The sequence below is a fragment of the Delftia sp. CH05 genome (genome assembly GCF_009827015.1).
In the GTDB taxonomy this organism is placed as follows: Bacteria; Pseudomonadota; Gammaproteobacteria; order Burkholderiales; family Burkholderiaceae_C; genus Comamonas; species Comamonas tsuruhatensis.
The window spans coordinates 1-15,968 of sequence record NZ_WUMG01000060.1 but is presented as its reverse complement, the minus strand read 5'-3'; the positions used below and the strand labels follow the sequence as shown (position 1 = coordinate 15,968).

13 protein-coding genes are annotated in these 15,968 nt (G+C 69.6%); 10 read left to right on the top strand and 3 right to left on the bottom strand.

Annotation, left to right across the window (positions count from 1 at the left end):
* Window position 1 precedes the first annotated feature (1 nt).
* The 7 genes from GRX31_RS27725 (at window position 2) to GRX31_RS27695 (ending at window position 10,698) form a co-directional block, all read left to right on the top strand.
* Window positions 2–1,093 (top strand): HlyD family secretion protein, encoded by a 1,092-nt coding sequence (locus GRX31_RS27725; protein ID WP_012202692.1) that lies wholly within the window; start codon window positions 2–4, stop codon window positions 1,091–1,093.
* Window positions 1,090–3,846, top strand: coding sequence for a ribosome-associated ATPase/putative transporter RbbA (rbbA, locus tag GRX31_RS27720; protein WP_160855781.1), 2,757 nt, complete (start codon window positions 1,090–1,092; stop codon window positions 3,844–3,846). The genes GRX31_RS27725 and rbbA overlap by 4 nt, the downstream gene beginning before the upstream one ends.
* A 1-nt stretch (window position 3,847) precedes the next feature.
* Complete coding sequence (locus GRX31_RS27715) at window positions 3,848–4,978, top strand: ABC transporter permease (RefSeq protein WP_160855779.1); 1,131 nt, start codon at window positions 3,848–3,850, stop codon at window positions 4,976–4,978.
* Window positions 4,979–5,031: 53 nt separating this feature from the next.
* Window positions 5,032–5,565 (top strand): hypothetical protein, encoded by a 534-nt coding sequence (locus tag GRX31_RS27710; protein ID WP_017405870.1) that lies wholly within the window; start codon window positions 5,032–5,034, stop codon window positions 5,563–5,565.
* Between the two features lie 116 nt (window positions 5,566–5,681).
* A complete protein-coding gene (locus GRX31_RS27705) occupies window positions 5,682–7,991 on the top strand; it encodes a DUF3141 domain-containing protein (protein WP_047472286.1) in 2,310 nt (769 codons plus the stop codon).
* Window positions 7,988–9,454, top strand: a complete 1,467-nt coding sequence (locus GRX31_RS27700) for a bifunctional enoyl-CoA hydratase/phosphate acetyltransferase (protein ID WP_160855777.1) — start codon at window positions 7,988–7,990, stop codon at window positions 9,452–9,454. Before GRX31_RS27705 ends, GRX31_RS27700 begins: the two co-directional genes overlap by 4 nt.
* The gene (locus GRX31_RS27695; RefSeq protein WP_160855775.1) at window positions 9,451–10,698 is read left to right on the top strand and encodes an acetate/propionate family kinase; all 1,248 of its coding nucleotides are present in this window, start codon (window positions 9,451–9,453) and stop codon (window positions 10,696–10,698) included. The genes GRX31_RS27700 and GRX31_RS27695 overlap by 4 nt, the downstream gene beginning before the upstream one ends.
* A gap of 4 nt (window positions 10,699–10,702) precedes the next feature.
* Here the strand turns inward: GRX31_RS27695 and GRX31_RS27690 are convergent, their stop codons facing one another.
* Together GRX31_RS27690 and trpE are read right to left on the bottom strand one after the other, a co-directional pair.
* Complete coding sequence (locus GRX31_RS27690) at window positions 10,703–11,053, bottom strand: chorismate mutase (protein ID WP_016449526.1); 351 nt, start codon at window positions 11,051–11,053, stop codon at window positions 10,703–10,705.
* Window positions 11,050–12,549, bottom strand: coding sequence for an anthranilate synthase component I (trpE, locus tag GRX31_RS27685; RefSeq protein ID WP_016449525.1), 1,500 nt, complete (start codon window positions 12,547–12,549; stop codon window positions 11,050–11,052). Before trpE ends, GRX31_RS27690 begins: the two co-directional genes overlap by 4 nt.
* Before the next feature lie 357 nt (window positions 12,550–12,906).
* On the opposite strand from trpE, the gene GRX31_RS27680 reads away from it, so the two are divergent.
* The 3 genes from GRX31_RS27680 to GRX31_RS27670 are packed head-to-tail and all read left to right on the top strand — an operon-like array spanning window position 12,907 to window position 14,728.
* Entirely contained in the window at window positions 12,907–13,302 is a 396-nt protein-coding gene (locus GRX31_RS27680; protein WP_046988079.1) for a hypothetical protein, read from the top strand.
* Entirely contained in the window at window positions 13,299–13,748 is a 450-nt protein-coding gene (locus GRX31_RS27675; protein WP_016449524.1) for a hypothetical protein, read from the top strand. Before GRX31_RS27680 ends, GRX31_RS27675 begins: the two co-directional genes overlap by 4 nt.
* Window positions 13,748–14,728, top strand: coding sequence for a CBASS cGAMP-activated phospholipase (locus GRX31_RS27670; protein ID WP_160855773.1), 981 nt, complete (start codon window positions 13,748–13,750; stop codon window positions 14,726–14,728). Before GRX31_RS27675 ends, GRX31_RS27670 begins: the two co-directional genes overlap by 1 nt.
* A gap of 48 nt (window positions 14,729–14,776) precedes the next feature.
* On the opposite strand, the gene GRX31_RS27665 is transcribed toward GRX31_RS27670, so the two are convergent.
* Window positions 14,777–15,091: a hypothetical protein gene (locus GRX31_RS27665; RefSeq protein WP_043791354.1), complete on the bottom strand. Its 315-nt coding sequence runs from the start codon at window positions 15,089–15,091 to the stop codon at window positions 14,777–14,779.
* Window positions 15,092–15,968: the final 877 nt, after the last annotated feature.

Below are 15,968 nucleotides of genomic sequence, written 5' to 3'. Positions count from 1 at the left end.
CATGGACAAGAACACCTCTCTGAAGAACAAGATCGTGCCGATCGCCGCCGTGGCGGTCCTGGCCCTCGTGGCCTGGTGGGCCTGGAAGACCTTCACGCCCAAGGGCCCCGGCGAGGGCTTCGTCGGCAGCAACGGCCGGGTCGAGGCCACCGAGATCGACATCTCCACCAAGCTGCCCGGCCGCGTGGAGGAAATCCTGGTGCGCGAGGGCGACTTCGTGCAGGCCGGCCAGCCCGTGGCGCGCATGCAGATCGACACCCTGCGCGCCCAGCGCCAGGAAGCCGACGCCATGCGCCAGCAGGCCGAGCACAGCGTGGCCGCGGCCGAGGCCCAGGTCACCCTGCGCCGCAGCGACCTGGCCGCCGCCCAGGCCCTGATCGTGCAGCGCGAGACCGAGGTGGACGCCGCGCAGCGCCGCTTCAAGCGCTCGGAAACGCTGGCGCGCGAGGGCGCCTCCTCGGTGCAGGAGCTCGATGACGACCGCGCCCGCGTGCGCGGCAGCGAGGCGGCGCTGGCCGCCACGCGAGCCCAGGCCGCCGCTGCCCAGGCCGCCGTGAAGGCGGCCGAGGCCCAGGTGGTCGGCGTGCGCTCCCAGGTGCAGGCGGCCACGGCCACGGTGGCGCGCGTGCAGGCCGACATCGACGACGGCGTGCTCAAGGCCCCGCGCGACGGCCGCGTGCAGCTGCGCGTGGCCCAGCCCGGCGAGGTGCTGGGCGCAGGCGGGCGCGTGCTCAACCTGCTGGACCTGTCCGATGTCTACATGACCTTCTTCGTGCCGGAAACTGCAGCCGGCCGCATCGCCCTGGGCAGCGAGGTGCGCCTGGTGCTGGACGCCGCGCCCGAGTACGTGATCCCGGCCCGCGTCTCCTTCGTCGCCAGCCAGGCCCAGTTCACGCCCAAGACCGTGGAGACTGCCAGCGAGCGCCAGAAGCTGATGTTCCGCGTGCGCGCCCAGATCCCGCCGGAGCTGCTGCGCCGCCATCTGGAACAGGTCAAGACCGGCGTGCCCGGCATGGCCTGGCTGCGCACCGATGCCAGCCATGAGTGGCCCGCCAACCTGGCCATCAAGCTGCCAGCCCAGCCCGCGCAATGAGCGAGAGCACGACGCCCCATGCCAGCGGCTGGGTCGTGCGCCTGAAGGGCGTGCACCAGCGCTATGGCCAGGTCGAGGCGCTGGCGGGCATCGACCTGGACATTCCCGAAGGCCGCATGGTCGGCCTGATCGGGCCGGACGGCGTGGGCAAGTCCAGCCTCATGGCGCTGATCTCCGGGGCGCGCAAGATCCAGGAAGGCAGTGTCGAGGTGCTGGGCGGCGACATGGCCCAGCGCCGGCACCGCGAGGCCGTCTGCCCGCGCGTGGCCTACATGCCGCAGGGCCTGGGGCGCAACCTCTATCCCACGCTGTCGGTGGAGGAGAACCTGCAGTTCTTCGCGCGCCTGTTCGGCCATGACGCGGCCGAGCGGCGCCGTCGCATCGACGATCTCACCCAGGCCACGGGCCTGCGCAAATTCCTGGAGCGGCCGGCCGGCAAGCTGTCGGGCGGCATGAAGCAGAAGCTGGGCCTGTGCTGCGCGCTGATCCACGACCCCGACCTGCTCATTCTTGACGAGCCCACCACGGGCGTGGACCCGCTGGCGCGCGCCCAGTTCTGGGACCTGATCGCGCGCATCCGCCGCCAGCGCCCCGGCATGAGCGTGCTGGTGGCCACGGCCTACATGGACGAGGCCCAGCGCTTCGACTGGCTGGTGGCCATGGACGAGGGCCGCGTGCTGGCCACGGGCACGCCGGCCGAGCTGCTGCAGCGCACGGACAGCCGCTCGCTGGAAGAGGCCTTCATCGCCCTGCTGCCCGAAGAGAAAAAGCGCGGCCATGCGCCCGTGACCATTGCCCCCCTGCCCGAGGGCGGCGAGGACGACATCGCCATCGAGGCCAGGGACCTGACCATGCGATTTGGCGACTTCGTCGCCGTGGACCATGTGTCCTTCCGCATCCGCCGCGGCGAGATCTTCGGCTTCCTGGGCTCCAACGGCTGCGGCAAGAGCACCACCATGAAGATGCTGACCGGCCTGCTGCCGGCCAGCGAGGGCCAGGCCTGGCTGTTCGGCCAGCCCGTGGACCCGCGCGACATCGACACGCGCCGCCGCGTGGGCTACATGACCCAGGCGTTCTCGCTGTATGGCGAGCTGACCGTGCACCAGAACCTGGTGCTGCACGCGCGCCTGTTCGGCGTGCCCGAGGCGGACATTCCCGCGCGCGTGGCCGAGATGCTGCAGCGCTTCGACCTGCAGGCCGCGCAGCACAGCCTGCCGGCCGCCCTGCCGCTGGGCATGCGCCAGCGCCTGTCGCTGGCCGTGGCCATGGTGCACAAGCCCGAGCTGCTCATCCTGGACGAGCCCACCTCGGGCGTGGACCCCGTGGCGCGCGACGGCTTCTGGCGCCTGCTGGTGGAGCTGTCGCGGCGCGACCGCGTGACCATCTTCATCTCCACCCACTTCATGAACGAGGCCGAGCGCTGCGACCGCATGTCCATGATGCATGCGGGCAAGGTGCTGGACAGCGACACGCCCGCGCGCCTGGTGGCCAAGCGCGGCGCGGCCACGCTGGAGGAAGCCTTCATCGGCTACCTGGTCGAGGCCGGTGGCGGCGAGGCCCCGGCCGCCGAGGAACCGGCCGCGCCTGCCGCCCCCGCTGCCGTGGAAACGCACGCTGCGCGCCGCCGCCATTTCAGCGCCCAGCGCATGCTCAGCTATGTCTGGCGCGAAGCGCTGGAGCTGCAGCGCGACCCGGTGCGCGCCACGCTGGCCCTGGTGGGCTCGCTGATCCTGATGTTCGTGATGGGCTACGGCATCAGCCTGGACGTGGAGGACCTGCGCTTTGCCGTGCTGGACCGCGACCAGACCACCATCAGCCGCAGCTATGCGATGAGCCTGTCGGGCTCGCGCTACTTCATCGAGCAGCCGCCGCTGACCGACTACGACGCACTGGACCGCCGCATGCGCAGCGGCGAGCTGACCCTGGCCATCGAGATCCCCCCGGGCTTTGCGCGCGATGTGCTGCGCGGCGGCTCCGTGCAGGTGGGCGCCTGGTTCGACGGCGCCATGCCCACGCGCGCCGAGACCGTGCGCGGCTACCTGCAGGGCATCCACCAGCACTGGCTGACCGAGCAGGCGCGCGAGCGCCTGGGCGTGGCGCCGGCCGGCCTCATCGACATCCAGACGCGCTTTCGCTACAACCCCGACGTGCGCAGCCTGCCGGCCATGGTGCCGGCCGTCATGCCCCTGCTGCTGCTGCTTTTGCCGGCCATGCTGACGGCGCTGGCCGTGGTGCGCGAGAAGGAAAGCGGCTCCATCACCAACCTCTACGTCACGCCGGTCACGCGCACCGAATTCCTGCTGGGCAAGCAACTGCCCTATGTGGTGCTGGCCATGCTGAACTTCCTGCTGATGTGCCTGATGGCCGTCACCCTGTTCGGCGTGCCCGTGACGGGCAGCTTTGCCACGCTGGCCCTGGCGGCGCTGATCTTCAGCGGCGCCTCCACGGGCTTCGGCCTGCTGGCCTCCACGCTGACGCGCAGCCAGATCGCCTCGATGTTCCTGGTGCTGATCGGCACGCTGATCCCCACCACGCAGTTCGCAGGCCTGGTCGACCCCGTGTCCTCGCTGGAGGGCGTGGGCCGCGCCATCGGCGAGGTCTATCCGGCCAGCCACATGATCGCCATCAGCCGCGGCGTGTTCAGCAAGGCGCTGGGCTTTCGGGAGCTGGCCGGCTCGTTCGGGCCGCTGCTGCTGTCCGTGCCGGCGATCCTGGGCCTGGCCATTGCGCTGACCAGAAAGCAGGAGAGCTGACATGCGCACCCGCCTTTTCTCCAACATCTACCGGCTGGGCGTCAAGGAGCTGTGGAGCCTGTGGCGCGACCCCGTGCTGCTGGTGCTCATCGCCTATGTGTTCACGGTCTCCATCTACACGGCGGCCACGGCCATGCCCGAGAGCCTGCACAACGCGCCCATCGCCATCGTGGACGAGGACGGCTCGCCGCTGTCGCAGCGCATCGCGGGCGCCTTCTATCCGCCGCAGTTCGCGCCGCCGGCCATGATCGACCGCACGCAGATGGACCCGGGCATGGACTCGGGCACCTACACCTTCGTGCTCAACATCCCGCCCAACTTCCAGCGCGACGTGCTGGCGGGCCGCGCGCCCGAGCTGCAGCTGAACGTGGACGCCACGCGCATGAGCCAGGCCTTCACGGGCAACAGCTATGTGCAGCAGATCGTCTCGGCCGAGGTCAGCGAGTTCGTGCAGCGCTTTCGGGGCGCCACCGCCCTGCCCGTGGACCTGGTGGTGCGCGCGCGCTTCAATCCCGCGCTGGACAAGGTCTGGTTCGGCGGGCTGATGCAGATCATCAACAACGTGACCATGCTGTCCATCATCCTCACGGGCGCGGCGCTGATCCGCGAGCGCGAACACGGCACGGTGGAGCACCTGCTGGTCATGCCGGTGACACCGACCGAGATCATGCTGGCCAAGATATGGTCCATGGGACTGGTCGTGCTGGTCACCGCCTTTGCCTCGCTCAACCTCGTGGTGCGCGGCGCCCTGGGCGTTCCCATCGAAGGCTCTCAGCCGCTGTTCCTGGCAGGGGCCGCGCTGTGCCTGTTCGCCACAACGTCGCTGGGGATCTTCCTTGCCACGCTGGCGCGCAACATGCCACAGTTCGGCATGCTGCTGGTGCTCGTGCTGCTGCCGCTGCAGCTGCTGTCGGGCGCCATGACGCCGCGCGAAAGCATGCCGCAGCTGGTGCAGACCATCATGCTGGCCGCGCCGACCACCCACTTTGTCGAGCTGTCGCAGGCCATCCTCTACCGCGGAGCGGGGCTGGACGTGGTCTGGAAGCCCTTTCTCGCACTGGCCGCCATCGGCTCCGTGCTGTTCGCCCTCACGCTCGCCCGCTTTCGCAAGACCATCGGCCAGATGGCCTGAGTTTCGTTCCGCCGCCAAGGCATCTTTCCACGTCAACCAGCAAGGAGTTCCATATGAGCGCACAGACCATTCCCCTCCATCTGCTCAAGGCCCAGCTCGAACTGCAGCTGCACCTGAGCCGGCTGCTGCAGGAAAGCGGCCAGCAATGGCTGGAGCATGCCGCACGCAACGGCCCCGAGCGCATCGCCGAGACCGGCAGCGAGATCGAGGGCGTGCAGCAGACCAGCAGCTGGCAGGAGCTGGCCACCCTGCCCGCCCAGGCCTTCTGGCGCCACGCCCACCTGCGCATGGGCCATGCCCAGGCCCTGGCCCAGACGGCCATGGCCAGCCAGATGACCCTGGCCCAGGGCGTGCAGCAGGCCGTGCACGACTGGCAGCAGCAGGTGGCAGCCACGCTGAGCGGCGGCGCCCAGGGCGCGGCCGACACTGCCGTGCCCTGGAGCGACCTGCTGGCGCGCTGGACCTCGGCCGTGCAGTCCATGGCCCAGTCCGTGACCCCATCCGTCACCCCGCCCGACCATGCGGCGCAGCAGCCCATTGCAGCGGCTGCCGCCGAAACGGCCCGGGACGCTGCCGCCCACGGCTGAAGAGCCCAGGGGCTGACACAAGCCGCACGGTCCCGCAGGCGCGGGGCCGTTTGGCGGCCATTCACACGCAATCTGCAAGCAGGGGGCAGGACATGCCCGTTAAAGGAGTGGGCCAGATGAACGAGCACCTCGATAGCCACGGCACCGTGGACGTGGGGGCACTGTGGGGCGATCCGCTGAAGCTGCCCCAGGCAGCTGCACAGTACGCCACCGATGCCTGGCAGCGCACGCTGCTGTATGCCGACATCCGGCGCCAGCGCGGCAACCAGTACCGCGCCCACCTGGCCGAGGAAGTGCCCAATGTGCTGAGCTTCCAGGCCGAGATCGTGATGTCCGGCCTGGAGCTGCCGCGTCCCGTCAACTACGGGCTGGCACGCATCGCGCCCATGGAGGGCACGGTCATCGACCCGGCCAAGCGCCCCTTCATCGTCGTCGATCCGCGCGCGGGCCACGGCCCTGGCATCGGCGGCTTCAAGCCCGACAGCGAGATCGGCGCCGCCCTCAAGGCCGGCCATCCCTGCTACTTCGTGGGCTTCCTGCCCGACCCCGTGCCCGGCCAGACCGTCGAGGACGTGATGCGCGCCGAGGCCGAATTCGTGCGCAAGGTCGCCGAGCTGCACCCCGAGAGCCGGGGCAAGCCCGCCGTCATCGGCAACTGCCAGGCCGGCTGGCAGATCCTCATGACGGCCGCCGTCTGGCCCGAGCTGTTCGGGCCCATCATCGTGGCCGGCGCGCCGCTGTCGTACTGGGCCGGAGACAACCCCATGCGCTACGGCGGCGGCCTCATGGGCGGCAGCTGGGTGACGGCACTGACCAGCGATCTGGGTGCGGGCCGCTTCGACGGCGCCTGGCTGGTGCAGAACTTCGAGAACCTCAACCCCGCCAACACGCTGTGGGAAAAGCAGTACCAGGTCTATGCCGACGTGGACACCGAGGGGCCGCGCTACCTGGGCTTCGAGAAGTACTGGGGCGGCCATGTCTTCCTGGAAGGCCGCGAGATGCAGTACATCGTGGACAACCTGTTCATCGGCAACCGGCTGGCCACGGCCGAGCTGACGACCTCGGACGGCGTGCGCATCGACCTGCGCAACATCCGCTCGCCCATCGTGGTGTTCTGCTCGCATGGCGACAACATCACGCCGCCGGGCCAGGCCCTGGGCTGGATCACCGACCTGTACCGTGATGACGAGGACATCGCCGCCCACGACCAGACCATCGTCTTCGCCACGCACGACAGCATCGGCCACCTGGGCATCTTTGTCTCGGGCGCCGTGGGCCGCAAGGAGCACCGCGAGTTCGCGGCGCACATCGACATCATCGACCTGCTGCCCGCCGGCATCTACCGCGCCGAGATCGCCGACCGCCCGGCCGGCGTGCCGCCGCAGGAGCTGACCGACGCCGCGTACCTGATGAAGATCCGCCGCAGCGACCTGGCCGAGGTGCGCGACATCGTCCGGCCCGACCCCGAAAGCGAGCGCCACTTTGCCGCCGCCGCCCGCGTCTCCGAAATCAACCTCGCCCTGTACCGCAACACCGTGCAGCCCTGGGTGCAGGCCCTGTCCACGCCGTTGTCGGCGCGCTGGCTGCAGGCCATGCATCCGCTGCGCGTGGGCTATGAATACTGGTCGGACTCCCACCCGCTGGCCCCTGCCGTGGCCCAGGCCGCCGAGCAGGCGCGCGAGGACCGCCACCCCGTCGAGCCCGACAACCCTTTCCTGAAGGCGCAGCAGGCCATGTCGCAGGCCGTGGTGCATATGCTGGACACCTACCGCGACCAGCGCGACGCCATGCAGGCGCGGCTGTTCCACGCCATCTATGGCTCGCCCCTGGTGCAGGCCCTGGCCGGCCAAAGCCGCCAGGACGACGGCCCGCCGCGCCCGCACCCGGGCGAATCGCCCGAGCACTGCCAGTACATGTGCCAGGAACTGGCGCGGCTGCACGAAAGCGTGGCCCAGGGCGGGCTGTACGAGGCCGTCATCCGCGCCCTGTTCCATGTGCTGCGTGCCCGTGGCGAGGCCGATGAGCGCCACTTCCGCCACGCCTGGCGGCTGCTGCAGGATCACCTGGGCGGCGTGCCGCCCGACATGGCGCAGTTCCGCCGCATCGTGCGCCGCCAGGCCCTGCTGATGCAGCGCGAGCCCGACGCCGCCATGGCCGCCATCACCCAGTTGCTGGCCGCCTCGCCGGCGGCCGACATCCGCTGGGGCATGACCACGGTGGACGAGCTGGCCAACCAGGGAGGCAACCTCAGCGATGCCGAGCACCAGCGCCTGCTGCAGGCCATGGCGCATTTCGTGCAGGCGCTGGAGGTGGCGCAGGCCAGGGAGGCCCCCCAGGAAGCGGCCCCACCCGAAGCCCCGGCCGCCAGGCCCACCCCGCGCGCACCGGCCAGCCGCGCGCACACAGGTACCCGAAAGAAGCGATGAACCTCTCCACTGCCTCCGATGCGGCCCTGCCGCCCGAAGACCTGGCCCTGCTGCGCAACCACAGCTTTGACGAACTGGACGTGGGCGACAGCGCCAGCCTGGAACGCACGTTGAGCACCCAGGACCTGCGCCTGTTCGCCGCCCTGTCGGGCGCGGCCGTGGCCGACGGCGCTGGTGCCGGCGCTGGTGCCGGTGCTGGCACGGTTGCCGGCGCCGACGATGACGACACCGCCCTGATCGCCCACGGCATGTGGGGCGGCATGCTGCTGGCCTCGGTGCTGGGCACGCGCCTGCCCGGCCCCGGCACCACCCTGGTCGGCCAGACGCTGCGCTTTCTGGCGCCGCTGGCCGCAGGCGACCGGCTGACCGTGCGCGTGGAGGTGCTGTCCAAGCAGGCCGAGCAGCGCCAGGTCACGCTGGCCGTGGCCTGCACCAACCAGCATGGCGCCGCCGTGATCGAGGGCCAGGCCACCGTGCATGCGCCGGCCCGCCACATCGAGCGCCAGCGCACCAGCCTGCCCGAGATCCGGCTGGAGGCCGGTGGACGCGACGGCCTGCAGCGCCTGCTGGCCCATGTGGCCGGCCTGCCGCCCATCCGCGTGGCCGTGGTCCATCCCTGCGACGAGACCAGCCTCTCGGCCGCGCTGGACGCGCGCCGCGAAGGCCTGATCGACCCCGTGCTGGTGGCCCCGCGCGCACGGCTGGAGGCCGTGGCGGCCGAGCATGGGCTGGACCTGGGCGGCCTGCGCATCGAGGACGTGCCGCACAGCCATGCCGCCGCCACGCGCGGCGCCGAGCTGGCCGCCTGCGGCGAGGTCGAGGCCATCATGAAAGGCAGCCTGCACACCGACGAGCTCATGGCCGAGGTGGTGGCCGCCGCCGCCGGCCTGCGCACCAAGCGCCGCGTCAGCCACTGCTTCGTGCTGCAGACGCCGCACTACCCGCGCCCCTTCATCGTCACCGATGCGGCCATCAACCTCGCGCCCGACCTGCAGCAAAAGGCCGACATCGTGCGCAACGCCATCGCCCTGGCCCATGCCATCGGCGTGCCCGAGCCCAAGGTCGCCATCCTGGCCGCCGTGGAGACCGTGAGCCCGCACATGCCGGCCACGCTGGACGCCGCCGCGCTGTGCAAGATGGCCGACCGGGGCCAGATCGCGGGCGGCGTGCTCGACGGGCCGCTGGCCTTCGACAACGCCGTGTCCATGGCCGCCGCGCGCACCAAGGGCATCGATTCGCCCGTGGCGGGCCAGGCCGACATCCTGGTCGTGCCCGACCTGGAAAGCGGCAACATGCTGGCCAAGCAGCTCATGTACATGGGCGAGGCGGCCAGCGCCGGCATCGTCATGGGCGCCAAGGTGCCCGTGATCCTGACCAGCCGCGCCGACAGCCGCGCCTCGCGCATCGCCTCCTGCGCCATCGCCCTGCTGCTGGCCCACCGCTACCGGAACTCGCCGCCATGATCCCTGCCCACACCGCATCCTCCCCCGCCCGCGAACTGGTCGTGGTGCTCAACTGCGGCTCGTCCAGCATCAAGTTCGCCGTCTTCGACGGTGCACAGCGCCCGCTGCCGCGCAAGCCGCTGTGGAACGGCAAGGTCCAGGGCATAGGCGGGCCCGCGCCCGACTTCGGCGAGAGCGGCGTGCCGCCCTTTGCCATCACCCTGGACACAGCCCACCCCTACCGCGCCGCGCTGCAGCTGATCCGCGAGCGCATCACCGCGCGCCTGGCGCAGCTGGACGGCGCCCGCGTGGCCGCCATCGCCCATCGCGTGGTGCACGGCGGCAGCCGCTACTTCGAGCCCGTGCGCGTCGATGCCGGCGTGCTGGCCGACCTCCAGGCCTTCATCCCGCTGGCGCCGCTGCACCAGCCCTTTGCGCTGGAGGCCATGGACATCCTGCTGCGCGAGCGGCCCGAACTGGTGCAGGTGGCCTGCTTCGACACCGCCTTCCACCACACGCTGCCCAAGGTCGAGCAACTGCTGCCCCTGCCGCATGCGGCCTGGGAACGCGGGCTGCGCCGCTACGGCTTCCACGGCCTGTCCTACGAATACATGGCCACCGCCCTGCCCGAGCGCCATGGCGACCTGGCGCGCGGGCGCACCCTGGTGGCCCACCTGGGCAGCGGCGCCAGCCTGTGCGCCATGCAGGGCCTGCAAAGCGTGGCGACGACCATGGGGTTCTCGGCGCTGGATGGCCTGATGATGGGCACACGCACCGGCGCGCTGGACCCCGGCGCCGTGATCTACCTGATGGAAATCGAAAAGCTCAGCCTGCAGGAAGTGGGCCGCATCCTGTACCACGAGTCCGGCCTGCTGGGCGTCTCGGGCACCTCGTCCGAGCCGCGCGTGCTGCTGCCGCTGGAATCAGGCGCCGATGCCCGGGCCGAGCGTGCGCGCGATGCGCTGGCCCTGTACGTGCGGCGCATCGTGCGCGAGATCGGCGCCCTGGTCGCCGTGCTGGGCGGCCTGGACCTGCTGGTGTTCACCGCAGGCGTGGGCGAGCACAGCGCCGAGATACGGCGGCGCGTGTGCGAGGGCCTGGGCTTTCTGGGCCTGCGGCTGGACGCCGAGGCCAATGCGCGCGATGCGGCCGTGATCTCGGCCACCGGCAGCGCCGTCACCGTGGGCGTGGAGCCCACGAACGAGGAATGGGTGGCGGCGCGCCATGCGCTGCGCTGGCTGCCGGGCAACGCGATCCCCGCATGAGTGCCTAGGAACGATCGTCCTGCGCACCGCCTTCGCGCAGCCGCGCGAACTCGCGGTGCTCGTAGGCAATGCATTCCTCCATGAGGTGGCGGTACACCGCCTCCATCATGTCGGGCTGGCCGCCCTCGGCGGCCGTGCGCTCGCGCACGCGGCGCACGATGGCCTCGATGCGGCCCTCGTCGCGCACCTGGGCCGCATCGGCCTTGATGCGCGCGGCCTGCTGCATGTAGCCCATGCGCGTGACCAGCAGCGGCACCAGCACATCGTCCAGCGCATCCACATTGCGGCGCACATCCAGCATGTCGGTGCAGTGCTGCACCAGGTCGATGGCCTGCTTGGCGCGGTCCGTGCTCATTCCAGTCCTTCCTCCACCAGCTCGGCCGCGCGCATCAGTGCGCGCGCCTTGTGCTCGGTCTCTTTCCATTCCATCTCGGGCACGGAATCGGCCACCACGCCGGCGGCGGCCTGCACGTAGAGCGTGCCGTCCTTGATCACGCCCGTGCGGATGGCAATGGCCAGGTCCATGTCGCCCGCAAAGCTCAGGTAGCCGCAGGCGCCGCCGTAGATGCCGCGCTTGGTCGGCTCCAGCTGATCGATGATCTCCATGGCATGCACCTTGGGCGCGCCCGTCAGCGTGCCGGCCGGGAAGGTGGCCTTGAACACATCCATGTTGTCCATGCCGTCGCGCAGAATGCCCTCCACGTTGCTGACGATGTGCATCACGTGGCTGTAGCGCTCCACGGCAAAGGCCTCGGTCACCTTCACGCTGCCCGTCTTGGCGATGCGGCCGATGTCGTTGCGCGCCAGGTCGATCAGCATCACATGCTCGGCGCGTTCCTTGGGGTCGGCCACCAGCTCCTTTTCGGTGGCCTTGTCGGCCTCGGGCGTGGCGCCGCGCGGGCGCGTGCCGGCCAGCGGGCGGATGGTGACCTTCTGGCCCTCGTCCGTGTTCTCCTGGCGCACCAGGATCTCGGGGCTGGCGCCCACCACATGGAAATCGCCCAGGTGGTAGTAGTACATGTAGGGGCTGGGATTGAGCGATCGCAGCGCGCGGTACAGGCTCAAGGGGCTGGCCGTGAAGCGCTTGTGGATGCGCTGGCCCACCTGCACCTGCATGAAGTCGCCCGCGGCGATCAGCTCCTTGGCCTTCTCCACGGCCGCCAGGTAGTCTTCCTTGGCAAAGCTGCGCTGGGCCGGGTGGCTCTCGCCGGCCTTGATCTGCGGCGCGCTGACCGAGTAGCGCAGCAGATCCTTCAACTGCCGCAGCCGCTTCTTGGCGCGCGTATAGGCCTCGCTCTCGCCGGGGTTGGCATAGACGATCAGGTACAGCTTGCCCGACAGGTTGTCGATCACCGCCACTTCCTCGCACTGCAGCAGCAGGATGTCGGGGCAGTTGAGCGTATCGGGCGGGCAGGAATCTTCCAGCTTCTTCTCGATATAGCGCACGGCGTCGTAGCCGAAGTAGCCGGCCAGCCCGCCGCAAAAACGCGGCAGCCCCGGGCGCAGCGCCACCTTGAAGCGCTTTTGGTAGGCAGCGATGAAATCCAGCGGATTGCCCTTGGCCGTCTCCACCACCTGGCCATCGGTCACCACCTCGGTGCATGCCGCATCGCCGAAGCCGCTGGCGCGCAGCAGCGTGCGTGCAGGCAGGCCGATGAAGCTGTAGCGCCCGAAGCGCTCGCCGCCCACCACGGACTCCAGCAAAAAGCTGTGCTTGCCGTCACCGCCCGCATGGGCCAGCTTGAGGTAGAGGGACAGGGGGGTTTCGAGGTCCGCAAACGCCTCGACCATCAGAGGGATGCGGTTGTAGCCCTGCGCGGCAAGGCTCTTGAATTCGAGTTCGGTGATCACGGGGAAAGACTCCGGATTGCGTGGCGCTGGCAGACCTGATGTGGGTGCGGGCTGCGTATGGATTGCGCCGATTCATTCGATTGGCCCGTGGGGCCTCGGGTGCACGCCGGGTCGCGCCCCGGGTGCTTCAGCTGTTCAGTTGGACAGGCTTGCGCCAGGGCCAGGCTCCCCGGTCTCCACAACCTGCAATGAACATGCGATGAATGAACATAGCGGGCAAGTGTAGCGCAGACGCGGCTGGGTACAAGTGCGGGCCGGCGCCTTGCGGGGGCGCCGCAGGGGCCTGCCATGGCCACAATTGACACCCTGGTCAGCCTGACCAACAATGGCAGCACAACCTGACCAGAAAGGTCGATCATGCCGTCCCATTTCTCCGCCCGCACCGACGCTGCCTTGCCCGAGGGCGAACGCGACCCGCTGAACCGCGCCCTGCGGGACCTGAGCCATCAGGTCGGATCGGCCATGCCGCGCAACACCACGCCCATGCCGATCTCGGTCTTCAAGGCGCAGTACGGCGCGGTGCTCAGGCAGGCCGATCACGACGGGGTGGCCCTCATCTCCCAGGGCCGCAAGCGCTACGTGATTGTCAGCGAGGAGCACATGGTGGCCCTGTCCGCCAACGAGCGCGCCCCCCGCACGGTGGCCGACATCTGCCGGTCCCTGCCGCTGCCGCGCCAGGCCGTGGATCTGTCCGCTGCGCAGATGTCCGGGGCGCGCGGCGATATCGACGTACCCGCCCGGCGCGCGCCATGAGCCGCTACCTGCTGGGCCCCCGCTGCCTGCTGTGGATGGCGAACCAGGAGCCCGCGACCCTGCAGTGGTTCTCCACCATCCGGCCGCTGGACTGCATCGTCAGCGACCTGTCCATGGCCATCGCCAAGGCGGCCGTGGCCGAGGCATTCCACGACCTGCGTGACCGCAACGAGTGGTTCTCCCTGCTCGACGCGCTGTATGCCAACCTGCGGGCCGAAGGCGCTTCCATGCTGACCAGCGTGGACAACAAGGTGCTGGAGCGCTTCATCGAATGGCGCAACTTCGCGCCGCTGGACAGCCAGGGCCCGCAGGGCACGGCGCCCCTGGCGCAGGACCTGCGGCTGCTCATCGCCACGGCCGACCTGCTCAAGGTCTGCTACACCGAGCCCGCCAACCTCTACCTGACGCAGGCCGCCGCCCGGGGCGTTGCCGTGCACGCGCTGTGATGGACTTCGACGTACCGCCCCTGTCCAGCGCGGTGCGCCAGGGCCTGCGCCGGCGCCGGGTCGTCCTGAGCCTTTCGGGCGGCGGCTATCGCGGCCTCTTCAGCGCCCATGTGCTGGAACGCATCCACCGCGAATTCGGCAACGGCGACCTGCTGGAGAAAGTGGACCTGTTCGCCGGCACCTCCATCGGCGCCATCATCGCTACCGCCCTGGCCAGCGGCTGCCAGCCCGCGCGCATCAAGCAACTGCTGCTGGACCACGGCCCCTCCATCTTTCCCTCCAAATGGCTGCCCGGCCTGCGCCAGGCCATGGGCAAGGCGCTCTATGACAGCGCCCCGCTGCGCGCAGCGATCAAGGAGGCCATGCCGCAAGCGGAGCAGTCCGCCCTGGGGCAACTGCAGGTGCCGCTGCTGCTGCCCGCCGTGAACTGGAATTCATCGCAGCTGCACGTGCTGGCCAGCGGCGCCCTGCCCGACAGGGACCGACTGGGCCTGACGCTGATGGACGCCATGCTGGCCTCATCGGCCGCCCCCACCTACTTTCCCGCGCACGCCGCAGCAGGCCATGTCTTCGTGGACGGCGGACTCGCCGCCAACGCGCCCGACCTGCTGGCCCTGCAGGCCGCCCGCCAGCTCTGGGGGCCAGCGGCCGACATCGTGATGATCAGCGTAGGCACCGCCAACCCCCAGCAGGGCCAGGACCCCGTGGCCATGCCCCGGCGCGGGCTGACCCTGGTCAAGCCCCTGCTGGACCTGGTCATGGCCGCCCAGGAAGTCCAGGCCGTCAAGGCGGCCCGCCAGGAACTGGGCACCAGCAGCTACCTGCGCCTGAACTTCACGCAGCCCGCAGCCCAGCAAAAGCGCCTGGGCCTGGACATCGCCAACGCCGACAGCACCCGGCTGCTGCAGGCCCTGGGCGACGAATGCATCGCCGCCCTCATGGACCAGGAAAAGACGCTGCTGAAGAACGTCCTGGGCTGAAACGCCTGGCCAAGCGAAGCGAAGGCCCGACAGGGCTTGCAAAGAGAATCAGCGCTCAAACGCCGCTGAAGCCGCAGCCATCCGCCGCAGATACGCCGGATCCTCCTGCAGGCAATGCACGTAGCTCACCTCGTCCTCAACCAGCTCCTCCATCCGCTGCGCAGCCCCGCAAATGGCCTGCAGCGCATTGGCCACCACCTCCAGATTGCGATGGCCCTCGGGCCGCTCCAGCCAGGCCAGCGCCAGTTGGCCCAGCGAGTACACCTCGCTGCTGCCTTGCAGCGTCAGCCGGCCGATCTCGGTCACGGCATGGCTCAACTGCTGCGGCGTAGGCGGGGTCAGGGTTGTGGAAGCGGTACTCATGGCGCAACCCCTCCCACGGCAGACGCGCCAGCATGGGGCGCTTGATGGGTGGAGGGGAAGGCAGAAATGGAAATGCCGTACATGATTTCGTACTCCTTTGCGAGAGAACAAAACCACCGGCCCGTGTTCTTACGCACAGACAGGTGGACGGGATGTTAAGAACACGTGCAAAGCCGTGCGGACGCCCTTGCGGGTAGCCCCATCCCGCCCGTAACCGCAGGGACGTGGGCATGCACCCACGATCCGACAATTCAGACGTGACAAGGCCTCGCTCACGGGGAGGCCGCACCGCTTTACACGCAGGTGTTCTTACGCACCAGCCCCTGAACAGGGGGCCGCCGCAATGATAGAGGCTTTCAAGACGGCAAACGCCCCAGCGCTCCAGGCCGAGCGAAGCGAAGGCCCGAACCCACTCCCCGTATGGCCGCGCCTGCGCCGGGCTGCCTGCGGGGTTGCAGTCCTGCCGAAGGACAGGACTGCTTCGTCATCTGACTCGCTGCGGTTGTCTGAGCGAAGTTCACGCAGTGAACGCAGCGAGTTCCGCAGCGAACCCCGCAGGCAGCCCGGCGCAGGTTGCCCCGCAGCGCAGCGAAGGGGTCGCGGACATTCGGGCGCTTTTCTTTGCTCACTTTCTTGTAGCGAGACAAGAAAGTGAGTCGGCCGCCGGGCCGAAACCCGGCCTCGAAAAGAAACGCCCCGACAGGGGCTTGCAAACAGAATCAGCGGTGCAACGCACAGACAGGTGGACGGGATGTTAAGAACACGCATTGCGACGTGCGGACGCCCTTGCGGGTAGCCCCATCCCGCCCAAAACCACTGGGACGCAGGCTCGCGCCTGCGCTCCGGAAACAAGACGAAAGCCACGAGCCGGTGTTCT